This window comes from Pseudarthrobacter sp. 1G09 (assembly GCF_050038305.1).
Classification (GTDB): domain Bacteria; phylum Actinomycetota; class Actinomycetes; order Actinomycetales; family Micrococcaceae; genus Arthrobacter; species Arthrobacter equi.
Genome location: NZ_CP188306.1, coordinates 2,467,325 through 2,491,663 on the forward strand (window position 1 = coordinate 2,467,325; position 24,339 = coordinate 2,491,663).

Genomic DNA, 24,339 nt, shown 5'->3' on the forward strand with positions numbered 1-24,339 from the left:
GAAGGTCAGCCATGGATACCACCAAGCCCATCGCCGTCGGCGTCACCGAGTCCGAAGCATCCCGGGCAGCCCTGGCGTGGGCCGCTGCCCGCGCCGCCCGGCTCCGTCTGCCGCTGGTGCTCCTTTCCGTCCTGGATGACCACTGGATGGCCGGCGAAGCGCTCGAAGCACTCCCCTACATCGATGTGCTGCGCACCTCCGGGGAGGACCTGCTGAAGAACTCCGCCGACCGGGTCCGCAGCCAGCAACCGGGCCTGGAGGTTTCGCACGAAATGCTGGAGGGCAGCATCGGCGCCTCCCTGGGCCGCTACTCCGGGAAAGCGGCCATGCTGGTTTTGGGCAGCAGCGGGCAATCCCGCGGTGCCATGACGGACCGGGCACTGCAGGCGGCAGCGGTCGCCGATTGCCCGGTGGCCGTCATCGGCCCAGGGAAAGCTGATGGCCGGGGCATCGTGGTTGGCGTCGACGGGTCCGAGCAGGCCACCCAGGCCGTGGCTTTCGCAGCCTCCGAGGCCGATGTGCTGGGCGAGGAACTCACGGTCCTCTACGCCTTCACGGGTCCCAACCGCTGGATCAGGGCAGGGCTTCCGTCCGGCAGTTTCGCCCGTCACATCGTCGAGGAGGAACAGGTGGTCCTCTCCGAGACCGTTGCCGGACTGCGCCAGGACTACCCCGGCCTGGCCGTTCACGATGTCCTCGAAACCGTCATGGAACCCGCCGACGCGCTGGTCCGTGCCGCTGCCACGGCGAGGCTGCTGGTGCTGGGCAGCCGTGGCCGCGGCAGCTTCAGCAGGCTCCTGTTAGGCTCCACAGCCCATGCCGTCCTGGCCCAGCCGCCATGCCCCACCGTCATCACCAGGCTGAAGAAACTGGCCTGAGCTCGGCCGGGGTCGCGGAACGGACCGCCAGGGGCGAAACGAACACCGTACCTGCCGCCACCAGCCGCAGCCTGTGGGAAATTGTTCGGGCCAATGTGCTCACCCTGTTCAACGGCGTCGTGGCAGGCAGCTTCATCTTGCTGTTCGTGCTTGGCCAGTGGCGGGATGCGCTCTTTGGCTTTTCCGCCCTGGGCAACGCCCTCATCGGCATCGTCCAGGAGTACCGGGCCAAGAAATCCCTTGACCGCCTGGCCATCCTCCAGGCCGCCCGCAGCAGGGTCATCCGGGATGGGGTCCCGCAGTGGATCCCGGCAGAGGACCTGGTCCCCGACGACGTCGTCCTGCTCAGCGCCGGAGATCAGGTTTCGGCGGACCTGCGGCTCCTCGACAACGGTTTCATCGAGGCAGACGAGTCGCTCCTGACCGGCGAATCGGAGCCGGTACCCAAATCCGCCGGAGCGGACCTGCTGTCCGGGTCGCTGATCCTCGCCGGCAGTGCGCGGGCGGTGGTAACCAGGGTCGGGGCAGGAACGTTCGCCGCGCGGCTCGCCGCCGAAGCGAAACGCTTCTCCCTCGTCACTTCCGAGATCCGCGCCGGCCTGGACAGGGTCCTCAAGGTCATCACCTGGCTGCTGCTCCCGACGGCGGTACTCGTCGCGAACGCACAGGTCCAGGGTGCGGGCGGCTGGGCCGGGGCCTTCAGTTCCGGCCGATGGGTAACGGCTGCGGTGGGCGTGGTGGCGAGCCTGATTGCCATGATTCCCCTCGGCCTGGTCCTCCTGACCAGCGTCGCCTTCGCGGTGGGCGGATTGCGGCTCTCCCGGCAGATGGTCCTGGTCCAGGAACTGGCAGCCGTGGAGGTACTGGCCCGGGTTGATGTCCTGTGCCTGGACAAGACCGGGACCCTGTCCACAGGTGCCGTCGCTTTTGACGCGCTGCACGATGCCGGAATGCCACCCGCCGAAGGATGGAAGGACGCCCTCGCGTGGTTTGGAGCCAGGCCCGAAGCCAGCACCACGGCAGCGGCCATCGGGGCTGCCTTCCACGGGTACGGACTGCTGGCCGAATCCTCGTCCGTGCCATTCGACTCAACCAGGAAATGGAGTTCGGTCACTTTTCCCTCCGTGGGCGGCGCCGGAGGCAGTTGGGTGCTGGGGGCTCCCAGTGCCGTCCTCGGACCATCAACCCGGCTGGGTGAGGCGCACCGGAAGGCCGGTGCGCTGGCCGCCAAGGGGCTGCGGACGCTCGCTTTGGCGCACGTGCCCGGTTCCCTGCCGCCGGGCACGGCAGAGGGTGGTGGCCTCCCTGACAACCTTGAACCGGCATTGCTGCTGACCTTCCGCGAAGACATCCGGAAAGATGCGGCGGCCACGCTCGACTACTTCCGTGGCCAGGGAGTCACCCTCAAGATCATCTCCGGCGACGACCCCCGCACTGTGGCTGTCCTGGCCCGCACCGTGGGGATGGGTGGTTCCGGAGCCTTCGATGCCCGCAGCCTTCCCACAGACCCTGCCCTCCTGGAGCAGGCCATGGAGGACAACGACGTCTTTGGCAGCGTCACCCCGGCACAGAAACGCGACATGGTGCAGGCACTGCAGCGGCGCGGCCACACTGTGGCGATGACCGGGGACGGCGTCAACGACGTCCTCGCGCTGAAGGAGGCGGATCTGGGGATCGCCATGGACACGGCATCGCCGGCGACGAAGGCAGTGGCCCGGCTGGTGCTCCTGGACGGCCGCTTCGACAGATTGCCGGCGATTGTTGCAGAGGGACGGCGGGCCATCAGCAACGTGGGTCGGGTGTCCGTGGTCTTCCTCAGCAAAGCGGTCTACATCACCGCCATCTCCCTCGTCTTCGCGCTGCTCCTGTGGCCGTTCCCGTTCCTGCCGCGGCAGCTGTCCATCCTCGATGGCCTGACTATCGGCCTCCCCGGGTTCTTCCTGGCGTTGCAGCCCGGCGGCGAGCGGTATACGCCTGGCTTCCTGAGGCGGTCCCTGTCCTTTTCGCTGCCTGCAGGACTATGCGCAGCCCTGTGCGTGGCTGGAGTCAGCGGGTACGCGGGCACCATCGGCCTGGCGGGAACAGCTGCCGGCCAGTCTGCTGCCATCATCACCCTTGCCCTGCTGGCGTCGTGGATCCTCGTCACGGCGTCGCGCCCGCTCACTTGGACCAAGGGATTGATCCTTCTGGGTATGTACGCCGGCCTTTTCCTGCTGTTCACCGCGCCGGTGGCCACCGACTTCCTCCGGCTTGAATGGCCGCCGCCGGACCTCCTGGCAGTATCGGCCGCCACCGGCATGGCCGGAAGCGGGGCGGTCCAGGCCATCGCTGCACTGCAGCGGACGCGCCGGCCGGCCGGGGCAAAAAAATCCTTGTGACCGGCGTTCAGCCGAACAGGACCGCTGCCTCAAGGTACCGTGCCTCGGGTACCAGCTTCAGTGTCCCGAGCGCCTCCTCCAGCCCCACGGGCACAATGTCAGTGCCCCGCAGGGCCACCATGGTCCCCCACCTGCCGTTGGCCGCAGCGTCCACGGCGGCAATGCCCAGCCTGGTGGCGAGCACCCGGTCGTAGGCGGTCGGCTCACCGCCGCGCTGGATGTGTCCAAGGATGGTGGCCCGGGTCTCGATACCTGTCATGAGCTGCAGCTTCTCTTCCAGCAGGCGCCCGATACCGCCGAGCCGGGGCCGGCCGAACGTGTCCAGGCCACGGGGAGCGTACGGTGCCGCCTGTCCGGTCGGGGTGAACGCCTCGGCCACCACCACAAGCGGTGCCCGCCCACGGCCGCTTGCGGAGTTAACCCAGGCGGCAACCTGCTCCAGGGTCACGGGATGCTCCGGAACCAGGATGGCATGGGCGCCCGCAGCCATACCCGCGTGCAAGGCAATCCACCCGGCGTTGCGTCCCATCACCTCCGCCACCATGCACCGGTGGTGCGATTCCCCGGTGGTCCGCAGCCTGTCGATGGCTTCCGTTGCCGTCTGCACCGCCGAGTCGAAGCCAAAGGTATAGTCGGTTGCGCCGAGATCATTGTCGATGGTTTTGGGGACGCCAATGACCTGCAGTCCCTGGCTGCACAGTTCCCTGGCGGCGGCCAGGGTCCCCTCGCCGCCGATGGCAATGAGCCCGTCCAGGCCGTTGCGGCGGAACCCTGCCCGGACCGCGTTCACCCCGCCGTCGCGCAGCGGGTTGGTCCGGGACGTTCCGAGGATTGTGCCGCCCAGGCGCGAGATGCCGCGGACGCTGTGCCGCGGCAGGGGCACCTCGTCCTGTTCCAGGATTCCCCGCCAGCCGTCCCTGAACCCGACGAACCCGTAGCCGTGGACAATGTCTCCGGCAAGGACAGCCCCGCGGATCACGGCATTCACGCCGGGACAGTCGCCTCCACTGGTCAGGATGCCGATGCGCCTCATGGCAGGGACGGATCCGCGGCAGCCCCGAGCCGGAAGTTCCCGGCGTGGCCCGGCATCAGGGTTGTATCCCTGCCGTTGACCCGTACGCTGATGGGCGCGGCGTCCCCGGGTGCCGAAACGACATGGAGGTGCCCGCCCTTGAGCCTGATGTTCAGGTGGTGTCCCCGGTACCGGATGTGGAAAGCGACGCTCCGCAGTCCCGTGGGCATGCTGGGCGCGAAAATGATGGTCTCCCCGCTCAGCCTCAACCCGGCGAAGCTGCGCTGGATGACGTCCACGGTCCCGGCCATCGCGCCCAGGTGGATTCCCGCCCGGGTGGTGCCGTGCTGGGTGTCGTCCAGGTCGGCGTCGAGCGCTTCACGGAAGCTGTCCCAGGCCCGGTCAGCGTCGAGCGCGGCGAGGACTGAGGCATGCGCCACGCGGCTCAGGGTGGAGCCGTGGGCTGTGCGGCCGAGGTAGTACTCGATGGTCAGGTTCAGCTGCTCCGCGGTGAACGTGTAGCCCAGCTCGGCCAGGAGTGCGGTCAGTCCTTCCTGGCCCAGGAGGTAGGGAAGCATCAGGACATCGGCCTGCTTGGCGAGCTTGTACCGGTTGGTGTCATCGCCCTCGGCTTCCAGGATGAGGTCCAGCCGCTCGATGCTGTCATAGGTTTCCCGGTAGCGGTCCCAGTCCAGTTCGCTGAGCTGCCCGTAGCCGGCGAACTGGCTGATGACGCCGTCGGCATGGAACGGCACGAAGAAGGCCCGGCCCACGTGCTCCCAGCCGGCGGCCTCGTCGGCGCTGATGCCCAGCCGCGCCGCCAGCTCAGCCCGCTCCTCACCCTGGAAGATGGCAACGATGTCCGCCGCCCGCAGGCAGGCCCAGGCAGCCATCACGTTGGTATAGGCGTTGTCGTCCAGCCCCGGCTCAGGGTTTCCGGGATACCGGGTGTGGTATTCGTCCGGCCCCACCACGCCCCTGAGGTGGTAGCGGGAGGTGTCCTGGCTGAACTCCGCACGGGAGGCGAAGAACCGTGCAACGTCGATGACCAGTTCGGCGCCCCGCCTGAGCAGCCACGGCTTGTCGTTGGTGGCCTGGTAGTACTGCCAGGCGTTGAAGGCCACTGCCAGGCCGGCGTGCAGTTGCAGGTGCGAGTAGTCCCGGACCCACCGGCCCGAGCGGTCGTTGTAGAGCCAGGTGGGCGTCTCCTCGGTCCCGTCGCTTCCGCTCTGCCAGGGAAACATCGCCCCGGAGCAGCCCGCCAGTGCGGCGGCGTGCCGTGCGGCCGGCAGCCGGCGCCACCGGTAGTCGATCAGGGCGCGTGCCACGTCGGGCGTGCGCAGCGTCACCAGTGGCAGCACGAACAACTCATCCCAGAAAACGTGGCCGCGGTACCCCTCGCCGTGGAGCCCGCGGGCAGTGACGCCGGAATCCAGTTCAGCCGTGTGGCGGGTCAGGGTTTGCAGGACATGGAAGATATGGAGGTTCAGGACCAGCCGCACCTGCCCTGGGGCGTCCATCTCCACCAGGTAGGGCGCCAACTCCCGGCGCCAGGCGTCGAGGTGGGCAGCCAGCAGCGCACCGGGGTCATCGCCCGCGCGGCGCAGCACCCACCGCGCTGCGGAGGCCGGGGACGAGATGGCGCGGTCCCGGGACGTCACCACGGCCACAACCTTGGTGACTGTTGACGGATTCCCGTCCGCGAGCGCCATCCGGAAGGTCCGGTAGTGGAGCGCCCCGTCCCGGCCCGCGGCTGCCCCGGCCGCGATGCCGGCTCCCCGGGTGCGGAAGGCCACGGCGATCCGCACCAGGCTTTGCGTCGTTTCGGCCTCGACGACGGAGATGCCGTCGTCCTGGACGTCACCGGGCACGTCGTCGAGTGCGGTGCGATCCGCCAGGTGGACCCCGGGACCGGCCGCCGGGCCGGGAATGTTGGCGTTCCTGACCCCGGCGTTCACTCCACTGCGCACCTCCACCGCGCCGCTCCAGCCCAGCGGGGTCACCTGCATGTCCAACACCAGCAGATGCGGCTCGGCCATGGATGCGAAGCGGGTCTGGACCACCTCCAACCGTTTACCGTCCGCAGTTTCGAGCAGCAGGCGCCGCTCCAGCACCGCCCTGCGCAGGTCCAGCGAGCGCCGCTCGTGCAGGAGGGACATGCCGCCGGCGGACCACCAGCGGCCGCCTTCCAGCCTCAGGTCGAGGGGAAGGCAGTCCGGCGCGTTGACCAGGTGTTCTTCCACTACCGTCTCCCCGCCTGCTTGGGCTTCAGCCCTGTTGTACACGCCGGCCAGGTACATGCCGGCGTAGCTGGCCGGGCCGCCTTCTTCGGCTGCCCCCCGGACTGCGAGGTAGCCGTTGCCCAGTGTGGTGAGCGCCTCGCGGTGGCCTTCGTGGTCGGCGTCGAATCCTTCGAAGACCAGGTGCCAGGGATCGCCAAGCACCAGTCCGAGATCCAGTTCCCCAACGTCGTTCAGCACCGCACCGGCGCCTGCCGCTTCGAGGCCGCGCCGGGTGCCGCTGCGGTCAATGCCCACCACCAGGCCGAATCCGCCCCGCCGTGCGGCCTGGACACCGGCCACCGAGTCCTCGATGACCACGGCGTGGGACGGTGGAACGCCAAGCCGGAACGCGGCGGCCAGGAAGACATCGGGCGCGGGTTTGCCCCGCAGCCCAAGCTTGGCCGCGGCTGTTCCGTCGAGAATGACACTGAAGAGGTCCGCGATCCCGGCCGCATCCAGGACGAAGGACGCGTTTCGGCTTGAGGTCACCACCCCCGTGGGCACCCCGGCATCAGCCAGCCGACGCAGCAGCTGCATGGTGCCCGGATAGCTTTGGACACCGTCCCTGCGCAGGTGTTCGAGGAACAGCCGGTTCTTCAGGGCCCCCAGTCCGAAGGCCGTCCAGGCACCGGCCTGGTCGCGGTCCGTTCCCCGGTCCACCGCTACTCCCCTGGCGGCCAGGAACTTCATGACGCCTTCCTCCCGGGGCAGCCCGTCGATGTACGTCCGGTAATCGGCTTTGGACATCGGCGTGCGGTCTGCCGTTGCCGGGATCCGCGGGTCCTGGAAGATACGGTCAAACGCTGCTTTCCAGGCGGCCTGGTGGAGCAGCGCGGTGTTGGTGATGACTCCGTCGAGGTCGAAGACGACCGCGTCAAACGGCGGCCTGGCGGCAGCTGCGGTGGGAGAGCCGGTCATGGGACAGTGCTATCAGCAGTGGGTCCGGAGCAGACAGTGCCGTTAGGCCCGTCGGCTCAGCCGCTGCTCGGCCGCGGCAATGACGGGCAGCGTTCGGAGGTAGGTATCCGGGTTCAGGGACAACGAATCGATGCCCTGGCCCACCAGGAATTCGGCGAACTCCGGGTGGTTGCTTGGACCCTGGCCGCAAATGCCGATCCGGATGCCGGCCGCGTGGGCTTTGGAGATTGCCTCGGCGATCATGGCGCTGACGGCAGGATCGCGTTCGTCGAAGAGCCCCGCCAGCTGTTCGGAATCCCGGTCCACTCCCAGGACCAGCTGGGTGAGGTCGTTGGAGCCAATGGAGAACCCGTCGAACCGCTGGGCGAACTGCCCCGCCAGGATCACGTTCGAAGGGATTTCGCACATCATGTACAGCTGCAGGCCCGCTTCCCCGCGGACCAGGCCGTGGCTGGCCATGGCCTCGATCACCTGGTCGGCTTCGTGGACGGTGCGGCAGAACGGGACCATGACGACGACGTTGGCGAAGCCGATCTGTTCCCGCACCCTTCTGAGGGCGCGGCATTCGAGGGCGAACCCTTCGCGGTAGTCCTCGCTGTAGTAGCGGGAGGCGCCGCGGAACCCGAGCATGGGGTTTTCCTCGGGATGTTCGAAGGACCCGCCGCCGATCAGGTGGCTGTACTCGTTGGACTTGAAATCGCTGAGCCTGACGATGACGGGCTTGGGGTAAAACGGCGCGGCAATCTTGGCGATGCCGGTGGCCAGCGTGTCAACGAAGTATTCCTGGGGGTCGTCGTAGCCGCGGGTGAGCTGGCTGATGAGTGCGGCCTCGTCGTCGGCCACCCGCTCGGGATGGACCAGGGCCATCGGGTGGATCCGGATGAGGTTGCTGATGATGAACTCCATCCGGGCAAGGCCCACACCGGCAGCGGGAAGCCGCCACCATTTGAAAGCTGCGGCCGGGCTGCCGATATTGACCATCACATCCGTCCGGGTGGCGGGCAGCCGGTCCATGTCCACGTCCTCCACCGTGTACTCAAGCAGCCCCTCGTAGACGCGGCCTTCTTCCCCCTCGGCGCAGGACAGGGTGATGGGGGCGCCGTGGGGCAGGGTGTCCGTTGCGTTGCCGGTTCCGACGACGGCCGGTACGCCCAGTTCACGGCTGACGATGGCTGCGTGGCTGGTTGGTCCGCCATGGTCGGTGACGATGCCGGCGGCACGCTTCATGACGGGAACCCAATCCGGGTCGGTCATCCGGGTGACCAGGACGGATCCGTCGGTGAATGATTCGATGTCCTTCGCGTCCCGGATGACGCATACGTTGCCCTTGGCAATGCTGTCCCCCACGGCTGCTCCCGTGGCCAGGACCTGGCCCTGCTGCTGCAGGTGGTAGGTCCGGAACATGGAGCTGCTGCGGCGCGCCTGGACCGTTTCGGGCCGGGCCTGGACCATGAACAGTTCGCCGGTCAGTCCGTCCTTGGCCCATTCCATGTCCATGGGGCGCCCGTAGTGCTGCTCCACAGCGGTGGCCCACCGCGCCAGCAGGACGGCTTCGGCATCCGTCAGCACCAGGGCGGCGCGCTCGCGTTCGGTGGTGTCCACCATCCGGGTGAGTGCGCTGCCGCCGTGGCTGTAGACCATCTTCCGTTCCTTGGCACCGGTTTCCCGGGCGATGACCGGGATGAGGCGGCTGTCAGCAAGCAGCGGCTTGAACACCTGGTACTTGTCCGGATTGATGGTTCCCTGCACCACCGTTTCCCCCAGCCCCCAGGCGGCGCTGATGAGCACCGCCTGTGGAAAGCCCGATTCCGTATCGATGGAGAACATGACCCCTGAGGCCCCGACGTCGGAGCGCACCATGCGTTGGATCCCTACCGACAGTGCGACATCGAGGTGTCCGTATCCTTTGATGTCCCGGTAGCTGATGGCGCGGTCAGTGAACAGCGAGGCATAGCAGCGCCGGCAGGCCTCGAGGACGGCCCGTTCCCCGGAGACATTGAGGAAGGTCTCCTGCTGGCCGGCGAAACTGGCATCCGGCAGGTCTTCGGCGGTGGCACTGCTGCGAACCGCCACCGGCACCTGCGCCTGGCCCGCCCGCTGTGAAAGGTCCCGGTAGTGTTCACGGATTTCCGCGGCGATACCGTCCGGGAAGCCGGCGGCCAGGAACAGTTCCCTGATGGCGGCACCGGCCTGCCGGAGTGTGGCCCGGCCCTCCTCGTATTCCGCGATGCAGTCCCTGATCCGGGGTTCCAGGCCGTTGTGTTCCAGGAAGGCCCGGTAGGCGTCAGATGTGGTGGCGAACCCTTCGGGTACCTTGACCCCTGCTGATTGCAGCGACCTGCTCAGCTCACCGAGGGAGGCGTTCTTGCCGCCCACGGAGGCGATGTCCCCTATCCCGGTGTCGCTGAACCATTTGACGTGGACACGGGTGGCGGAAGGAGCAGTCATGCCTTGATTCTGGGCCGGTCCGGCATCCCGGGGCAGGGTCTTAGGTCCCCGGCGTCACCGCCGGACCCGGCGGGCTTTGGCCGCCTTGTATATCCAGTCAGCCGCCAGGACAGCCGGTATTGCCAGGGACGCGGCCAGCACTCCGGCCGCCGGGGGCGGTGCCTGTCCCAGCAGGCCCGCGGCCGGCGGGATGAACAGGCATGCGGCCAGGACCGCCAGTTCGGCCGCCACGGCCCACAGCAGCAACCTGTTGGTGCCCCAGCCAAGCTGCCAGGGCAGCATCGTGGCGCTCCTGCAGGCAAACGCGTTGGCCAGCTGGCCAAGGACCACCGCCGCGAAAGCCGTGCCCGACGCCGCCAGGAGCAGCCCGGGTTCAGGGGGCCCGCCGCGGGTCCAGCCGCCGGCAAACAGCACAGCGGAGAACGCGGCCATTTCGACGGCGGCTTCGACCGGGCCCAGCACGCAAAACACACGCACCATGAGTTGCCGGTCCATCAGGTGCCGCCGGTCCGGCGGCCGGGACAGGACACGCTTGCCCGGAGCTTCGGCACCCAGTGCCAGGGCCGGCAGCAGGTCTGTGCCGATGTCCAGCGCCAGGATCTGCAGCACCCCGAGCGCCAGCGGGAATTGGCCGCCAGAAAGTGCCCACACCACGAAGGGCGTCAGCTCTGCGACGTTGTCGGTCAGGTGGTAAGTCAGGAACCGGTGGATGTTGGCGTAGGTTGCCCGGCCCTGTTCGATGGCCGCAACGATGGTGGCAAAGTGGTCGTCGAGCAACACCAGGTCCGCGGCTTCCCTGGCCACATCGGTTCCGGCGAGGCCCATGGCGACGCCGATGTCAGCTTCCCGCAGGGCAGGCCCGTCGTTCACGCCGTCGCCGGTCATCGCCACCACATGGCCGCGTGCCTGCAGCGCCTTGGCCACCCGGAGCTTCTGCTCGGGCGACACCCTGCTGACCACGATGCCGTCCCGGTCCAGCAAAGCTCCCAGCATCTGCTCGTCCTCCGGCAGGCCAGAGCCTTCCACCACCGTCTCCGGGGTTCCGGACAGGCCAATCTCGCGGGCGATTGCCGCCGCTGTGGCCGGATGGTCACCGGTGATCATGGCCAGCTTGAGCCCGGCCCTGCGGGCTGTGCTGATGACCTCACCCACGCCGGGCCGTGGCGGGTCGTGCAGGCCGATCAGGCCCAGCAGCTCCATGCTGCGTTCCAGCTCTTCCGGGGTCATGGTCATCCTGTCACCTGCCACCCCCGCCAGGTTCCGCCGTGCCACCGCAATCACCCGCAGGCCGCCGGACGCCATCGCCTCCACCTCGCCGGCGGTGCGTGCGGTGACATCCGCGCATAACGGCAGCACCGCTTCCGGTGCGCCCTTACAGAACAGGTCCGTGCCCACCATGGCCGACTCCCGGCGTCGTACGGGGTCAAAGGCCAGCCGTCGCGCAGGCGGGGTTCCGGAAACCGGTCCGCCCGCGAGGCGCTGCGCCAGCGCATCGATCGCCGCCTCCATCGGGTCGCCCGAAGCCTGCCACTCGCCGTTGCGGAGTACCGCCCGGCCCTGCGAGGCTGCCCGGGCGGCGAGCGCCGCCTCCGCGGCCGCCTCCTGCCCGTCACCCTGCACGGATCCGGCCGGTTCGTATCCCTCCCCCGCTATCTGGATGGTTCCTGCAGGAGTGTGGACCTGGACGGCGTTCATCCTGTTCTGGGTGAGGGTCCCCGTCTTGTCGGTGCAGATGAAGGTGGTGGACCCCAGCGTTTCAACAGCCTCCAGGTTGCGCACCAGTGCGTTCTTGGCGGCCATCCGCTGGGCGCCCATCGCCAGGGACAGGGTGACTGTGGGCAGCAGGCCTTCCGGGACGAGTGCGACGGCCACTCCGATGGCGAACAGGAACGAGTCGCGCCAGGCGATTCCCGCCACCAGGGAGACCAGGAAGAACAGGCAGGCGATGCCCAGGGCCACCATCACCACCAGCCGCACAATCCTGCGCAGCTCGAGCGACAAGGGCGTGGGCGGCGGCAAGGCAGCGCTGGTCAGTGCAGCGATCCCGGCCAGGCGCGTGGCGGCTCCGGTGGCGGTAACGGTGGCTTCGGCGTCGCCGTTGACCAGGAAGGTGCCGCCCCAGGCGGCGTCACCGCCCGTTTTGGGAACAGGCTCGCTTTCGCCGGTCAGCATGGATTCATCAACGGCACAGGCCGCGGCCGTGAGCAGGATGACGTCGGCGGGGATCCGGTCGCCGGCGGTCAGGAGCACCACGTCATCCATGACCAGGTCACTGGCATGGACAGCACGGACCTCTCCGTCCCGCCGCACCCGGACGTCGGCCGGCAGCAGGCCGCGCAGCCTGGCTGCTGCGTGCTGGGCGCGTTCCTGCTGGATGTGCGCGAAGACGCCGTTGACGATCACGACGACGATGATCGCCACCCCCAGTTGCGGCATCCCGGCAACGAAGGCCAGGGCGGCGGCCACCCACAGCATGAGGGCGAAGAAGTGGGTCAGTTCCGCCCAGAGCTTGCGCCACTGCGGGACGGGCTTCTCACCCGGCAGGACGTTGGGTCCGGAGCGTTTGAGCAGTTCCGCTGCCCGCTCAGCAGTGAGGCCTGCAGCCGCCATCACACGCTGTCCGGCTCCTGCCCCACCAGGACCACAGGGCACGCGGACCGCGCGGCGCAGGCCTTGCTGACCGAGCCCATGGACGTGCCGGGGAAGCCCCCTTCACCATGCCTGCCCACCACCAGCAGCTGCGCCCGCTTGCTCTCTTCCACCAGGACTTTGCCCGGCGCTCCGAACCTGACAGTCACGTCGATAGCCGTGGGCCGGTCGCCAGTAAATGCCCGGCCGAGGGCGTCCTCCACCAGGCGCCTGGCGGTGTCCTCGAGCCCGGCCGTCAGCGGGTGCTCGCTGCTTTCAAGGCTGGATACCACCAGGTAGTCGGGCATGCCGATGCAGGTGATGACTTCCAGCCTGGCGCCGAACCGGGCGGCGAGGGTTCCGGCGTACCGGAGGGCAGCCGAGGAGAATTCGGACCCGTCAACACCCACGATGACGGGCCGGGAAGCTGATTCTTCGTTCATATCCACTACATTCGCCACGACGGCGGGCGGCCCGGAAGTGCCAAAGGTCATGCCGGTGGGGCTGGCCGAACGGCGGCTCCGTGCAGGGCCCGCAGCCCGTTCAGGATGGTGGCCAGGTCAACGAGTTCCTGGAGGAGGGCGCCGGTGACGGCGGGAATGTAGCCGGTCATGGCCACGGCCATCAGCCCGACGCTTAGCCCGATGCCTGTCCAGATGCTGACGAGGGCCACCGACATGGTGCGTTGCCCGATTGCCACCGCCAGGGCAACCCTGGACAGGTCATCCAGCATCACCACCACGTCCGCGGATTCGCTGGCAGCTGTGGCGCCCTTGGCGCCCATGGCGATGCCCACGTCCGCTGCCGCGAGCACCGGCGCGTCGTTGACGCCGTCGCCCACCATGAGCACGGGCCGCTCCCGGATGGCCGCCACGGCCTGGACCTTGTCCTCCGGCAGGCAGTCCGCCTGCACCCTGGTGATCCCGGCTTCCCTGGCGATGTGTGCGGCGGTGGCGCCGGCGTCGCCGGTCAGCAGCACGGTGTGCCGGACCCCCAGGCGCTGCAGCTGGTCAAGGGTTCCCACCGCGTTGGCCCGCAACGGGTCTTTCATGATCAGGGCCCCGGCGTATGTCCCGTTGATGGCCACGTGCACCGCCAGCTGGCCGCTGCGGATCGACGCTTCACGGAACCCGGCCGCGGTTTTCACCAGGCCGGCCTTGCCCACCACTACGGTGTCTTCCCCGCAGACGGCCTGCACACCGTGGGTGGCACGCTCGGTGGCTTCTGTCACCGGCAGGAGCTCCAGGTTGCGCTGGGCGGCTGCCTCGATGACGGAGGCCGCCAGGACGTGGGAGGAGTACTGTTCGGCGGAGGCAGCCAGCTGCAGGATACGCGCAGGATCAAAGGCCGGCCCGGCGCCGGACCCCGCGGCCGGTGCCGCCTGCACAGTGTCCAGGACGGGGCGTCCCGAAGTCAGTGTTCCGGTCTTGTCGAAGACCGCCGTCCGGGCGCGGGCAAGCTGTTCCAGCGTGCCGGTGTTCTTGATGATGATGCCTTTGTGGGCCGCCTGGCTGGTGCCGGCGAGGAATGCCACGGGTGCGGCGATCAGGAGCGGGCATGGCGTGGCCACCACCAGGACCTGGGCAAACCGGACGGGGTCTGCTGAAAGGAACCAGGCGGTGGCGGCCATAGCCACCGCGAGCGCGGTGAAGGGAACGGCGTACCGGTCCGCGAGGCGCACCACCGGCGCCCGGCTGGAGGAAGCCTCCTCCACCAGGGCGATGATGCGGCTGTACTGTGAGTCGGCCGCCGTGGCCGCCGCCCGCACCCTGATGGCTGCCTCGCCGTTGACGGAGCCGCTGAGCAGGAGATCCCCCCGTACCCTTTCCACCGGCAGGCTCTCGCCCGTCAGGGACGATTCGTCCATGCTGGCCGCCCCGGACAGGAGCTCACCGTCCACTGGGACCAGTTCAGAGGGGCGCACCACCAGGATGTCGCCCGGCAGCACCTCGCCGATGGGCGTGTCCTCCAGTACGGATCCGTTGGCTTCGAGGTGGGCGAAGCGGGGAGCCCTGTCCAACAGGGACCGCAGTTCGCGGACGGCGCGGCCCTGGGCGAAGGTTTCCAGCGCCTCGCCGCCGGCAAGCATGAGGATGACCACCAGGGCGGCCAGGTACTCGCCCACGGCCACCGTGCTCGCGATGGCCATGAGCGCCAGCACGTCGATCCCCCAGCGGCCCTCCCGGAGGGACCGGACCATCGCCACCGCGCGGAACACGGCCACGAGGGCTGCATAGGCGGACGCACCCAGCCGGGCAGGCTCTTCCCGCCCGGCGAGCAGCAGCCCCAGGGTGGCGGCGAGCACCAGGCACGTCAGGAACACGAGGGGGTATAGGCGGACCTGGGCCCGCATCCTGGCCAGCAGCGGATCGCCCGGTGTCGGACCATTAGCGGCCGTCCCGGGCCCTGCGATTACGCCCGGCGGGGACGGCTGTTCATTAGTCAAGGTCCGCCCGCGGGGCAACATCCGGATGGTTCCACCACGTCAGCGGGGAAGTAACCACGAACCGCCTGCCGGTCACGGACCTGGGGACGACCCGCACAAAGTGGTCTTTGGGTCCCGCCTGCCACGGAAAGAGAACCAGCCCCACGCCCTTCATCAGGTCCGGGGACGGTTCGAGGACCACGGCGCGGCCCTTGACCTCCACGCTCCATGCCCGCCGCGGTTCGCCGCCGGTGCCGTCAGCTTCAAGGGCGACGGCGGCGTCCCCGGCCAGGGCGGCCAGTTTTGTTCCCTCGCCGGTGCGGAACACCAGTGCCCCGTTGTCCACTTTGTAGTTGACCGGGAAAATTTCGGGATGCCCGTCCACCAGGACTGCCAAATGGCCCACCGACACTTCGCGCAGGAGGTCCCAGCAGGCATCGGCGCTGAGGACCTCCATCTCCGGAGCCGCTGAACTGTTGTGCATACAGCCGAACGTAGTGGCCGCGGCGCAGCTGCACTAGGGCATTAGGACCCGGGCGCGGTGTGCTGCCGGGGTGCACCGGCACCTTACGGTCTTTGGGCCCTGTTGGTACCCCGGCAGGGCTTCTAGGATCTGGACATGACCGACAAGAACATGGTGCCCGCAGCTGAAATCCTCGATACCGATGAGTGCTGGCGGTTGCTTGAGAACACGAGTGTTGGACGCCTCGCCGTGGTTGTCGATGGCCAGCCGGACGTGTTTCCGGTGAGCTTCAAGCCCGACGGCGGCGGCCTGCTGTTCCGCACCGGCAGCGGAACCAAGCTCGATGCCATGGAAGCGAACTCGCTGGTTGCCCTCGAAGCTGACAGCGTCAGCGGCGAGTTCGGGCTGGCCTGGAGTGTTGTGGTCAAGGGCAAAGCAGTCCAGGACGATGCCTCGGGGACTTCGCTCAACGACACCCGCCGCGGGCTGTTTCCCTGGCAGGGCGTGGGCCAGGAACACCTGATCCGCATCATTCCCCAGTCGGTGACCGGCAGGAAGTTCACCCTGTCCGCAACAGGTACCTGGCGGACCGCGCTGGACGACGCCACCCGGGCAGGGCTCGAATAGCCGCACGCGCCTGGTGGCCCTTGCGTGCTCACAGCTTTAGGGGCCTAAGGCCCTGACCGGCCCGGCCGCGCGAACGGCACGATGGTGCCATGAACACCTCCAGTACTAACGGCGACGCCGGCCGGCCGGGCCGGCAAGTGCACCTCGCAGAGCAACCGGTCGCCGTCGTCCGTGAACAGGTCCGCATGGACGCGCTCCCGGACTTTTTCGACCGGGTATTCGGCACTGTCATGGCGGCAGCGCAGCGCCAGGGTGCCACCCCGGCCGGGCCACCGTTCGCGCGCTACCACGGCATGCCCGGCGAAACAGTGGACGTGGAGGCCGGATTCCCCATTGCCGGCACGTTCACCTCCGCCGATGGCGTCCTGGCCGGAACGTTGCCGGAGACCGATGCCCTGGAAGCAATCCACACCGGCCCCTACGACACCCTCCGCCAAACCTACGGAGCCATCCAGCAGCAGATGCAGGCAGACGGGCTCACCCCGTCCGACAGCATGTGGGAGTACTACCTCAGCGACCCGGAGAAGGAACCGGACCCGGCCACGTGGCAGACCAGGATCATTTGGCCTGTTGCCGACCGGACCGGCTAGCTGCCATGCCCCGCATCCCGTCAGCTGCCGTGAACCACCGCGCCGCAGGCACAGGCCGGGAGTGGAAACCCCTGTTCATCTGCGCGGGGGTGGCGGCAATCCTCTTCGTGGTCCTGCTGATCACGGCACTGGTCCTGGACTTCGCCGCGCCTCCCCCGGTGGATGGCGGCACCGAAACGCTGGAGTTCATTGCCGGGAACAAGGCGGCCTATGTTGCCGAGCAGATCCTGTGGATCCTGCCGAACATCCTCGCCGTACTGGTCTTCGCCGCGCTCTTCGTGGCCGTACTGCCCACGCAGAAAAGCCTCAGCGTGGTGGCGCTGGTGGCCGGCGCCCTTCCGTGGGCGCTGTTCCTGGCCGTTCCTGTCAGCAGCCGCGGCTCACTCAACCTGGTCTACCTCAGCGACCGCTACATGGCCGCGTCCACAGCTGAGGGCCGAAAGATGTTCGCCACGGCCGCTGAAGCCATCATTGCCGAAAACAACACCCCCGCACTTGTCGGTGCACTCTCGGCGGTGGGCATCCTCCTCATGGCCATCGCGATGGGCCGCACGCCGTCCGGGCAGTTCCCCCGCTGGGTTGCGTGGCTGGGCATGGCCACCGGGGCGCTGGGCATCGCCAGTGAAATCCTGCGCTACGCCGTGCCGGAATTCTATTGGGGTTACGGCGTCCTGCTGTGGGCGTGGTTTGTTGCCACCGGCATTGCGCTGATCCGGATGCCGGTCCCCGCCGAACAGCACCGCGCACCCGCGGAGCCCTAGGAGTGGCCCCCGCCCTCCGGCGTCGTACTCCGCTGCTTCAGGAGCGTCCGCAGCTCCTCCAGCAACTCAAGCTGCTGGTTGTTGATGGCCATCAGCCGGTCGATTTCCCCCTTCGACTGCATGTCCGTCTCAAGGTCGTGCCGTGCCATGGCTGCTGCAATCGCATCCTGCCGTTTGGCGGCAATGAGGAGGATGGCACCCTGCAGGCCCGCCAGCATGGAGAGAAAGAGGTTCAGGAGGATGTACGGGTACGGATCCCAGGCAGTGGCCGTCAGCAGATAGGTATTTACTGCGGCCCATGCCGCCATGAAGGCCATGAAGAGACCCACAAATGTCCAGCTGCCCATCCCGTTCCGGAGGACGTCAGCCGCCCGCTCGCCCCGGCTAAGACCCTCTTTGTGCCGGGCGTGCCACGTAGTTCTGCGCTCGCTCATGAGCCAAGGGTATGCGGACGGCGCAACATTTAGCCCTGCGGTGGGCGGCGACAGATCGCGTGCGGAACGCCGGCCGCTGCGGCGCTTTCCTGGCGTCAGAAACCGGACGAACTTCCGGAGCCCGAGAAGCTGCCGCCGCTGCTTCCGTAACCGGTGGTGGTGCTACCGCCGCCCCGCGCGGAGCTGACACTGCTGAGGCCGGTGTTGAGGCCCGAGCTGAAGGCCGCGACGTTGAAGAAGTGGTAGGAGGGGTAGACGGTTCCCAGGATGCTGGGCTCATAGGTCCGGCGCTGGCTGCGCCCCAGGCCGTCCTGGGCAGCCTCCATTTGCTGGCGCATCAGTTTCGCTTCGCGTTCGTTCTTCGCGAAGCCGGCTATCACCGTTGCGGCGTGGTTCTCCAAGAGCCCGGCCAGCTTGCTGCGTGCCTCGTTGAGGCGGTCCAGCGCTGTTTCGGGGGTGATCCGCTCCTCGGCCAGTTCCGCGGTCCAACCCTCGATGTCCCGCAGGCTATGGTCCCGAAAGGACCGCAGTGCCGCGGCCGTGGCCGAGTCCCCCTGGCCGTGGTGCTTGGTCAGCAGCTGCTCCAACCCGGACAGGTCGCTGCGGAAGGGCGCGAGTTGCCGGTCCCAGGCGGCCGGCCATGTGGCGGCCAGGTTGAGGAAGGCGTTTGTGTCCGCGATGACGTCATCGAGTGCATCGAGTTCGGTGGCGGCATCGGCGTATTCGCGGGTGATTTTGAGGTTCCCGCGGCGGCCCAGCGAGCGTTGGCTGAGCGCGTGCACCCGGTTGGAAAGATCGGTGGCGGCGGTGTACCGGTTCAGGAACGTGCGGTGCTTTTCCAGGACCTGGCTGCCGTAGCGGGAGGACTCCGGGATGGTGCCGGCGTTGAGCTCCGTGACGTCCAGGTCCATGCTGACACTGGCGTAGCTCCGGTCGCCGCGTTCAATCTCTTTCCGGCTGGCGGACCTGGTCACGGTGCGGACAATCAGCCAGGCGCCGGCGCCGAGGGCGGCGATCCCGCCGGTGACCCAGGCTGTGACCAGGAAAGCAGCCGACTGGTACCACGGCTGGTTGATCAGCTGTGCGGCACGCCGGACCCCTGTGATGGTGCCGTCCGTCCACTGGGCGTCCCGGAACAGTTCCTTGGTGGCGTTCTGGATGTCGCTGCGCTGCTCGAGCGACACCTTGCGGTCTTCACCCATGTACGTCCCCACGTGGCGGCCCACGGGGTCAAGGGCAAAGATGAACAGCCCGTCCGCCCACTTCTGCCCGTCTGCGCTGATCCATTCAGGATGCTCGGAGCGGGCGAACCGCAGCACTTCCTCGTTGAGGTTGTCTTCGGCCCGCCCGTTGTAGGTGTACACCGCCACGGTGGTGGGCTCGTGGAAGTCCATCGCTTCAACAGCCGGGACCAGGGTGTTCCGGTCAAGCACACCGGCGGTGTCCTCAACCACCACGGATGACGGCGGAACCGCCAGCGCGGCGGCTGCGTTGCCAAGCATCAGCGCGGCCACGAACAGCAGCAAGCCCGCCATCCTGGGCACGGCTTCCCGGCGCCGGGAAGTGTCGTCTTTTGTCAGCTGCATCCGTGTCCCCCATCGAAGTTGTCCTGATCCATTCGTATCAGCGGGCCACACTCCTGACCAGCGGGAAGAGAACCTCCGGGGGCCGGTTCAAGCGTCACCCGGATCCGTCCGGCGCTCCAGGGTCCTTGGTCCTGCGGCGTCGCATGTCCCTGATACGGACCGGAAGTGCGGGTCCTAAGACCCTTTCCCGCGGGAGAGCCCGTCTTCCATGCTTAATGCCCGGGACGCGTCCTGTTCCGCAGGCAAGGAGGGGCGCGGCGCAGGCAGGCCGCGCATCGGCGTACCAGCACGCGGTTCGGTAACGCACCCCCAACAGCAAGGACCAGAGATGAAAGCGCTTGTTTACGGCGGCCCCGGGAAGAAGTCCTGGACGGATGTGCCGGACCCTGCCATCCGGAACCCCGGCGACGCGATTGTCAGGGTGGACACCACCACCATCTGCGGGACGGACCTGCACATCCTCAAGGGTGATGTGCCCGCCGTGCAGGAGGGCCGGATCCTCGGGCACGAGGGTGTCGGCACCATCACCGAGGTTGGTTCATCCGTCACGAGCCTCAAGCCCGGGGACCGGGTGATTATCTCCTGCATCAAATCCTGCGGCCACTGTGCCAACTGCAGGACCGGCCTGTACTCGCACTGCCTCGGCGACGAGGGCGCCGCCGGGATTGGCTGGATCTTCGGGCACCTGATTGACGGGACGCAGGCGGAGTACGTCCGGGTGCCGTATGCGGAGAATTCGCTGCATTTGTTGCCGGCCGGAGTCAGCGATGAGCAGGCCGTCATGCTTTCTGACATTTTCCCCACGGGCTTCGAAATAGGCGTCCAGTACGGCCGGGTGAAGCCCGGCGACACCGTGGCTGTGGTGGGGGCAGGGCCGGTGGGCCTGGCAGCGATTGCCACCGCCGGGCTCTACGGGGCCGCAGGCATCATCGCGGTGGACCTGGACCGGAACCGGCTGGAGCAATCCCGCGGCTTCGGCGCAACACATGTGGTGGTGTCCTCGGACGCCGACTGGAAGAGCCAGGTGCTCTCGCACACGGACGGGCTGGGCGTGGACGTGGCCATCGAGGCCGTGGGCATTCCCGCAACGTTCGACATGTGCACTGAGATTGTCCGGCCGGGCGGCAACGTGGCCAACGTGGGCGTGCACGGCAAACCGGTGGAGCTGCACCTGGAACGGCTGTGGATCCAGAACATCAATATCAGCATGGGCCTCGTCAACGCCAACACCACCCCCATGCTCCTGCGGCTGGTGGCCCAGAAGAAGCTGCCGGCAGAGAAGTTCGCCACCCACCACTTCAGTTTCGACCAGTTCATGGACGCGTACGACACGTTCAGCCGGGCGGCCGAGACACGGGCCCTGAAGGTGGTCATTGCGCGTTGACGCGCGGAGGGTCGTACACGCAGGAAACGCCGCGGTCCGTGGGAACGGACCGCGGCGTTTCAGGGTGGAAACGCCTTATTTCTGCCCGGGGCCCTGCGGCGTGGCCTGGTCCGGAGACTTGCCGTTGCCCGCTGAACCAACGGACGTTGTGGGCGTGCCGGCCGGTGGGGCTGACGCCGGCCGGCCGAAGCCCTTCAGCATCTGGATGACGTCAAATCCGGTGGTGTCCTTGAGCAGCTGGGCCGTTTCGTGCACACCCGAGGAGACGTTCCTGCTCACCTGCCCGGCGCCGTCGTTCGAGATGACCGTCATGTTGCTGATGGCACCCATCGGGGCCGCGATTTCCTTCGCGATGGACGGCAGGACTTCCAGCAGCTTGTTCAGGATGGCTGCCTCGTTGAACTCGCTGTAGGCCTTGGCCTGGGCCTCGATGGCCTCTGCCTCGGCCTTGCCCCGCAGCCCGATGACATCGGCTTCGGCGATACCCTGCGACTTGGTGACTTCCGCCTCGGCCAGGCCGCGGATCTTGTTGATCTCCGTTTCCGCGTTGCCCTTGGCCGTGTTGGCCGCAGCCAGCGCCTGGGCTTCCACCTCGTTGCCGGCAGCCCGCAGTTTCCTGGTCTCCAGTTCGGCGGCTGCCTCCACCTTGGTTGCTTCTGAGATCCGGGTACGGCGGGACAGGTCCGCTGCAGCTTCCGTTTCCACCTTGTACTTGGCGGCATCGGCGGGCTTGCGGACCTCGATGTCGAGTTCCTTTTCACGGAGTTCCGCCTGGCGGGCCACCACCTGCTGGTTCTTCAGGATGATCGCTTCCTGCTGGTCAGCCTGGGCCAGCGGACCGGCAGCATCGGCCTCAGCCTGCCGGGCATCGGTTTCCTGCTTGAGTTCAGCGCGGCGCAACGCCAGCTTCTGCTCCGCTTCAGCAGTCTTCTGGTCCGCAAGGGCTTTCGCCTCTGCGGCCTCGCGCTGCGAATTGGCCTCGGCGATGCTTGCATTCCTGGCCACCAGCGCAGCTTCGGGGCGCCCCAGGTTCTTCAGGTAGCCGCCGGTATCGTCCACAGACTTGATCTGGAACGTGTCGATCACCAGGCCCTGGTTGGTCATGGAGTGTTCCGCTTCCTCCTTGACCGAGGCCGCGAACTGCGCGCGATCCTTGATGATCGCGTCCACACTCAGCGTGCCAACGATCGAGCGCAGCGAGCCTGACAGGGTTTCCTGCGTGTAGTGGTCAATGGCGTCCTGCTGGTCCAGGAACCGCTGGGCGGCTTTGCGGACCGAAACCTTGTCGCCCCCGACCTTGACCTGGGCAACACCGGTCAGCTTGAGCTGGATGCCGTTGTTGGAAATCGCCTCGATGGTCACCTCAACCTGGCGCGAGGACAGCGAGATGTGGCTGACGCGCTCGGTGATTGGATTGACGAATGCCCTGTTGTTGATGATGACCCGCGACTGGTCATCGGAAGTTTCGTTCGTCGTGTTTGGATCGCTCTTGCCGGTAATCAGCATCGCCTCGTTGGGCTTGGCGAACCGGATGCTCTTGGTATAAAAAATGAATCCCGCGATGAGCAGCACCACCACTGCTGCTGCTGCGATCAGGACGATCACCATGGTTCCCCCAATAATCATGTCTCCCCTTATTCACATGTTGAATTTCTCCAGTCACTTTACGTGCCAAAGCCTGCCACGGGAATCCTGCCGGTGCGGTGGCAGGTCCAGGGCGCCGCTGCAAGACTGCCGGCCAGGACGTACGACGGCGGGCGGGCTAGCGGATGCCGGCGGCACGCAGGGTGCGCGCCAGTTCCGCAGCCGCAGATTGCAGCGTCGCCACCGTCCCGGCGAGGACTTCGTCAGTGGCCAGTTCGACCGGAATCGAACAGCTCATGGCGTCCGTTCCCGGAATGCGGTACGGGACCACGACACTGACGCAGCAGAGCCCCACGGTGTTCTGTTCCCATTCCACCGCGTGCCCCGTCTTCCGGAATTCGGCCAGTTCGGTTTGCAGGGCGTCGAAGCCGGTGACTGTCTTGGGCGTCAACTGTGTGTAGGGGCCCGGCCCAAGCCGCTGCCGCACCTCATCGTCGGTGTACTCGGAGAGGATTGCCTTGCCCAGCGCCGTCACCTGTGCAGGAAGCTTGCGGCCAACGCGCGATGAGAGCCGGCGGCGGTCCACCGCCTGGCGCGTTGCCAGGTAGATAACGTCGGAGCGGTCCAGCCGGGCATAGTGGGTGGTGAAGGTGGTTGCGTTGCGCACTTTTTCGAGGATGCCGGAGACGTGTTCCATGACGGGATCCCGGTCAAGATATGCCGTGCCGCAGAGCAGCGCGTGCGTACCGATCCGGTAGGCCCCTTCCGGGGTCTGCTCTATCCAGTTCAGTTCAAGCAGCGTCAGCAGGAGCCAGTGAAGGCTGGAGCGGGGGTACCCGGTCAGCTTGAAGATCTCCGCCGTGGTCAGCGGCTGTGGCGCTGCCGCCACGAGTTCGAGGATCGCTATGGTCCGCTCGGCGGACTTGACCAGCTTCACGTCGCCGCCGGAAGTCTCCGCCCGCGCGCCGTCCTGTACATCGAGCGACGCCATCAGCGCTCCCCCTTCCGCCGCGATCCGGGCCTGGCGCTCGTCATTTGGCTGCCAGGGCCGGGTAGTTGTCCATCCCTACCTTATGGCCGCTGCCTGCCCATGCCCCGCCAAGAAGCGCGGCGAACCCGTCTTCCGTGGCAGTGTCGATGCCGGCAGCGAACACCTCGGCATCGTCCTGCGGCTCGAAACCGATGGCGCGGCCGGCTTCCAGGTTGGCCCATCCGCGCGTGTTCGCCGATACCGCCCAGACCACATGATGGCCCGGCGCGCCCCTGTCACTGAGGGTGGCCTGCACCAGGCGGAACGAATCCGCAGGGGACAGCCACGAGCCCAGTGTCCGCACGTTGCCCGGCCGTTCACCGCCGGTACCAATCCGGGCACTGACCACTTTCATGCCGAACTTGTCCGCGTAGAGGCTCCCCAGCGCCTCCACCGCCGCCTTGCTGACGCCGTAGTAGGTGTCCGGACGCGGGGTGAGCACCACGTCCGGTGCGGCGGCGGCCGTCGGGTGGAACCCGACGGCGTGCGTGGAGCTCGCAAGGAGGACACGTTCGACGCCGTTGCGCCGTGCCGCTTCAAGGGTCACCTGGGTGCCGGTGATGTTCGTCGACACGATCTCCTCCCAGGTCTTTTCACGGTGCAGTCCGCCCAGGTGCACCACGGCCGCGGTTCCCTCCAGCGCGGCGTTCATGAAGGTGGGGTCCGTTACCGAGCCGACGTGCATCGACTCGTTCTCCAGCAGCTGGGGGGCTTCGGCGAGGTCCAGGAGGCGGACGGCATAGCCGGCTTCCGCGAGGTAGGGCCGCAGCAGCGTGGCCATCATTCCAGCCCCTCCGGTGATGGCGATGTGGGCGCCCTTCGATACTGCGGACAAGATTCCTCCAGTTGTTGACAGCCTGTGATCCTGATCATACTCTCGTGAAGTACGTTTCACATAGTAACAGGCATTT

18 protein-coding genes are annotated in these 24,339 nt (G+C 67.5%); 6 read left to right on the top strand and 12 right to left on the bottom strand.

What is annotated here, in order from left to right:
* The first annotated feature begins 11 nt into the window (after nucleotides 1-11).
* Complete coding sequence (locus ACP3TD_RS11375; protein WP_426763006.1) at nucleotides 12-878, top strand: universal stress protein; 867 nt, start codon at nucleotides 12-14, stop codon at nucleotides 876-878.
* On the top strand, nucleotides 839-3,256 hold the full coding sequence (locus tag ACP3TD_RS11380) for an HAD-IC family P-type ATPase (RefSeq protein WP_426763008.1): 2,418 nt from the start codon (nucleotides 839-841) through the stop codon (nucleotides 3,254-3,256). The genes ACP3TD_RS11375 and ACP3TD_RS11380 overlap by 40 nt, the downstream gene beginning before the upstream one ends.
* A 7-nt stretch (nucleotides 3,257-3,263) precedes the next feature.
* Here ACP3TD_RS11380 and ACP3TD_RS11385 read toward each other — a convergent pair whose 3' ends face one another.
* From ACP3TD_RS11385 to ACP3TD_RS11415, 7 genes are read right to left on the bottom strand one after another with little or no spacing between them, the layout of a single operon-like run.
* Complete coding sequence (locus ACP3TD_RS11385) at nucleotides 3,264-4,289, bottom strand: ATP-dependent 6-phosphofructokinase (RefSeq protein WP_426763009.1); 1,026 nt, start codon at nucleotides 4,287-4,289, stop codon at nucleotides 3,264-3,266.
* Nucleotides 4,286-7,468 carry an HAD-IA family hydrolase gene (locus tag ACP3TD_RS11390; protein ID WP_426763011.1) on the bottom strand — a complete coding sequence of 1,061 codons (3,183 nt, stop codon included), beginning with the start codon at nucleotides 7,466-7,468 and terminating at the stop codon, nucleotides 4,286-4,288. The genes ACP3TD_RS11385 and ACP3TD_RS11390 overlap by 4 nt, the downstream gene beginning before the upstream one ends.
* Before the next feature lie 42 nt (nucleotides 7,469-7,510).
* Nucleotides 7,511-9,916, bottom strand: coding sequence for a phosphoenolpyruvate synthase (ppsA, locus tag ACP3TD_RS11395; protein ID WP_426763012.1), 2,406 nt, complete (start codon nucleotides 9,914-9,916; stop codon nucleotides 7,511-7,513).
* 54 nt (nucleotides 9,917-9,970) lie between these two features.
* Nucleotides 9,971-12,526 (bottom strand): cation-translocating P-type ATPase, encoded by a 2,556-nt coding sequence (locus tag ACP3TD_RS11400; protein WP_426763014.1) that lies wholly within the window; start codon nucleotides 12,524-12,526, stop codon nucleotides 9,971-9,973.
* Nucleotides 12,526-13,038 carry a universal stress protein gene (locus ACP3TD_RS11405; RefSeq protein ID WP_426763015.1) on the bottom strand — a complete coding sequence of 171 codons (513 nt, stop codon included), beginning with the start codon at nucleotides 13,036-13,038 and terminating at the stop codon, nucleotides 12,526-12,528. Before ACP3TD_RS11405 ends, ACP3TD_RS11400 begins: the two co-directional genes overlap by 1 nt.
* On the bottom strand, nucleotides 13,035-15,011 hold the full coding sequence (locus ACP3TD_RS11410; RefSeq protein WP_426763017.1) for a heavy metal translocating P-type ATPase: 1,977 nt from the start codon (nucleotides 15,009-15,011) through the stop codon (nucleotides 13,035-13,037). Before ACP3TD_RS11410 ends, ACP3TD_RS11405 begins: the two co-directional genes overlap by 4 nt.
* A complete protein-coding gene (locus ACP3TD_RS11415; protein ID WP_426763018.1) occupies nucleotides 14,983-15,453 on the bottom strand; it encodes a pyridoxamine 5'-phosphate oxidase family protein in 471 nt (156 codons plus the stop codon). The genes ACP3TD_RS11410 and ACP3TD_RS11415 overlap by 29 nt, the downstream gene beginning before the upstream one ends.
* A 135-nt stretch (nucleotides 15,454-15,588) precedes the next feature.
* Between ACP3TD_RS11415 and ACP3TD_RS11420 the strand changes: the two genes are divergently transcribed.
* From ACP3TD_RS11420 to ACP3TD_RS11430, 3 genes are all read left to right on the top strand, one after another.
* Nucleotides 15,589-16,059 (top strand): pyridoxamine 5'-phosphate oxidase family protein, encoded by a 471-nt coding sequence (locus tag ACP3TD_RS11420; protein WP_426763020.1) that lies wholly within the window; start codon nucleotides 15,589-15,591, stop codon nucleotides 16,057-16,059.
* Nucleotides 16,060-16,148: 89 nt separating this feature from the next.
* Complete coding sequence (locus tag ACP3TD_RS11425) at nucleotides 16,149-16,649, top strand: GyrI-like domain-containing protein (protein WP_426763022.1); 501 nt, start codon at nucleotides 16,149-16,151, stop codon at nucleotides 16,647-16,649.
* Between the two features lie 5 nt (nucleotides 16,650-16,654).
* The gene (locus ACP3TD_RS11430; RefSeq protein ID WP_426763024.1) at nucleotides 16,655-17,410 is read left to right on the top strand and encodes a DUF4386 family protein; all 756 of its coding nucleotides are present in this window, start codon (nucleotides 16,655-16,657) and stop codon (nucleotides 17,408-17,410) included.
* Here ACP3TD_RS11430 and ACP3TD_RS11435 read toward each other — a convergent pair.
* Together ACP3TD_RS11435 and ACP3TD_RS11440 are read right to left on the bottom strand one after the other, a co-directional pair.
* Nucleotides 17,407-17,844, bottom strand: coding sequence for a DUF1003 domain-containing protein (locus tag ACP3TD_RS11435; RefSeq protein ID WP_426763025.1), 438 nt, complete (start codon nucleotides 17,842-17,844; stop codon nucleotides 17,407-17,409). The genes ACP3TD_RS11430 and ACP3TD_RS11435 overlap by 4 nt on opposite strands.
* A 95-nt stretch (nucleotides 17,845-17,939) precedes the next feature.
* Entirely contained in the window at nucleotides 17,940-19,430 is a 1,491-nt protein-coding gene (locus ACP3TD_RS11440; protein ID WP_426763026.1) for a DUF5129 domain-containing protein, read from the bottom strand.
* Nucleotides 19,431-19,758: 328 nt separating this feature from the next.
* Here ACP3TD_RS11440 and ACP3TD_RS11445 point away from each other — a divergent pair, with 328 nt between their 5' ends.
* Complete coding sequence (locus ACP3TD_RS11445) at nucleotides 19,759-20,814, top strand: zinc-dependent alcohol dehydrogenase family protein (protein WP_426763027.1); 1,056 nt, start codon at nucleotides 19,759-19,761, stop codon at nucleotides 20,812-20,814.
* A 75-nt stretch (nucleotides 20,815-20,889) separates the two neighbouring features.
* Here the strand turns inward: ACP3TD_RS11445 and ACP3TD_RS11450 are convergent, their stop codons facing one another.
* The 3 genes from ACP3TD_RS11450 to ACP3TD_RS11460 form a co-directional block, all read right to left on the bottom strand.
* Nucleotides 20,890-22,440: a flotillin family protein gene (locus tag ACP3TD_RS11450; RefSeq protein ID WP_426763028.1), complete on the bottom strand. Its 1,551-nt coding sequence runs from the start codon at nucleotides 22,438-22,440 to the stop codon at nucleotides 20,890-20,892.
* 136 nt (nucleotides 22,441-22,576) lie between these two features.
* Nucleotides 22,577-23,389, bottom strand: coding sequence for an IclR family transcriptional regulator (locus tag ACP3TD_RS11455; RefSeq protein WP_426763030.1), 813 nt, complete (start codon nucleotides 23,387-23,389; stop codon nucleotides 22,577-22,579).
* A 40-nt stretch (nucleotides 23,390-23,429) separates the two neighbouring features.
* Entirely contained in the window at nucleotides 23,430-24,263 is an 834-nt protein-coding gene (locus ACP3TD_RS11460) for an NAD-dependent epimerase/dehydratase family protein (RefSeq protein WP_426763032.1), read from the bottom strand.
* Nucleotides 24,264-24,339 lie beyond the last annotated feature (76 nt).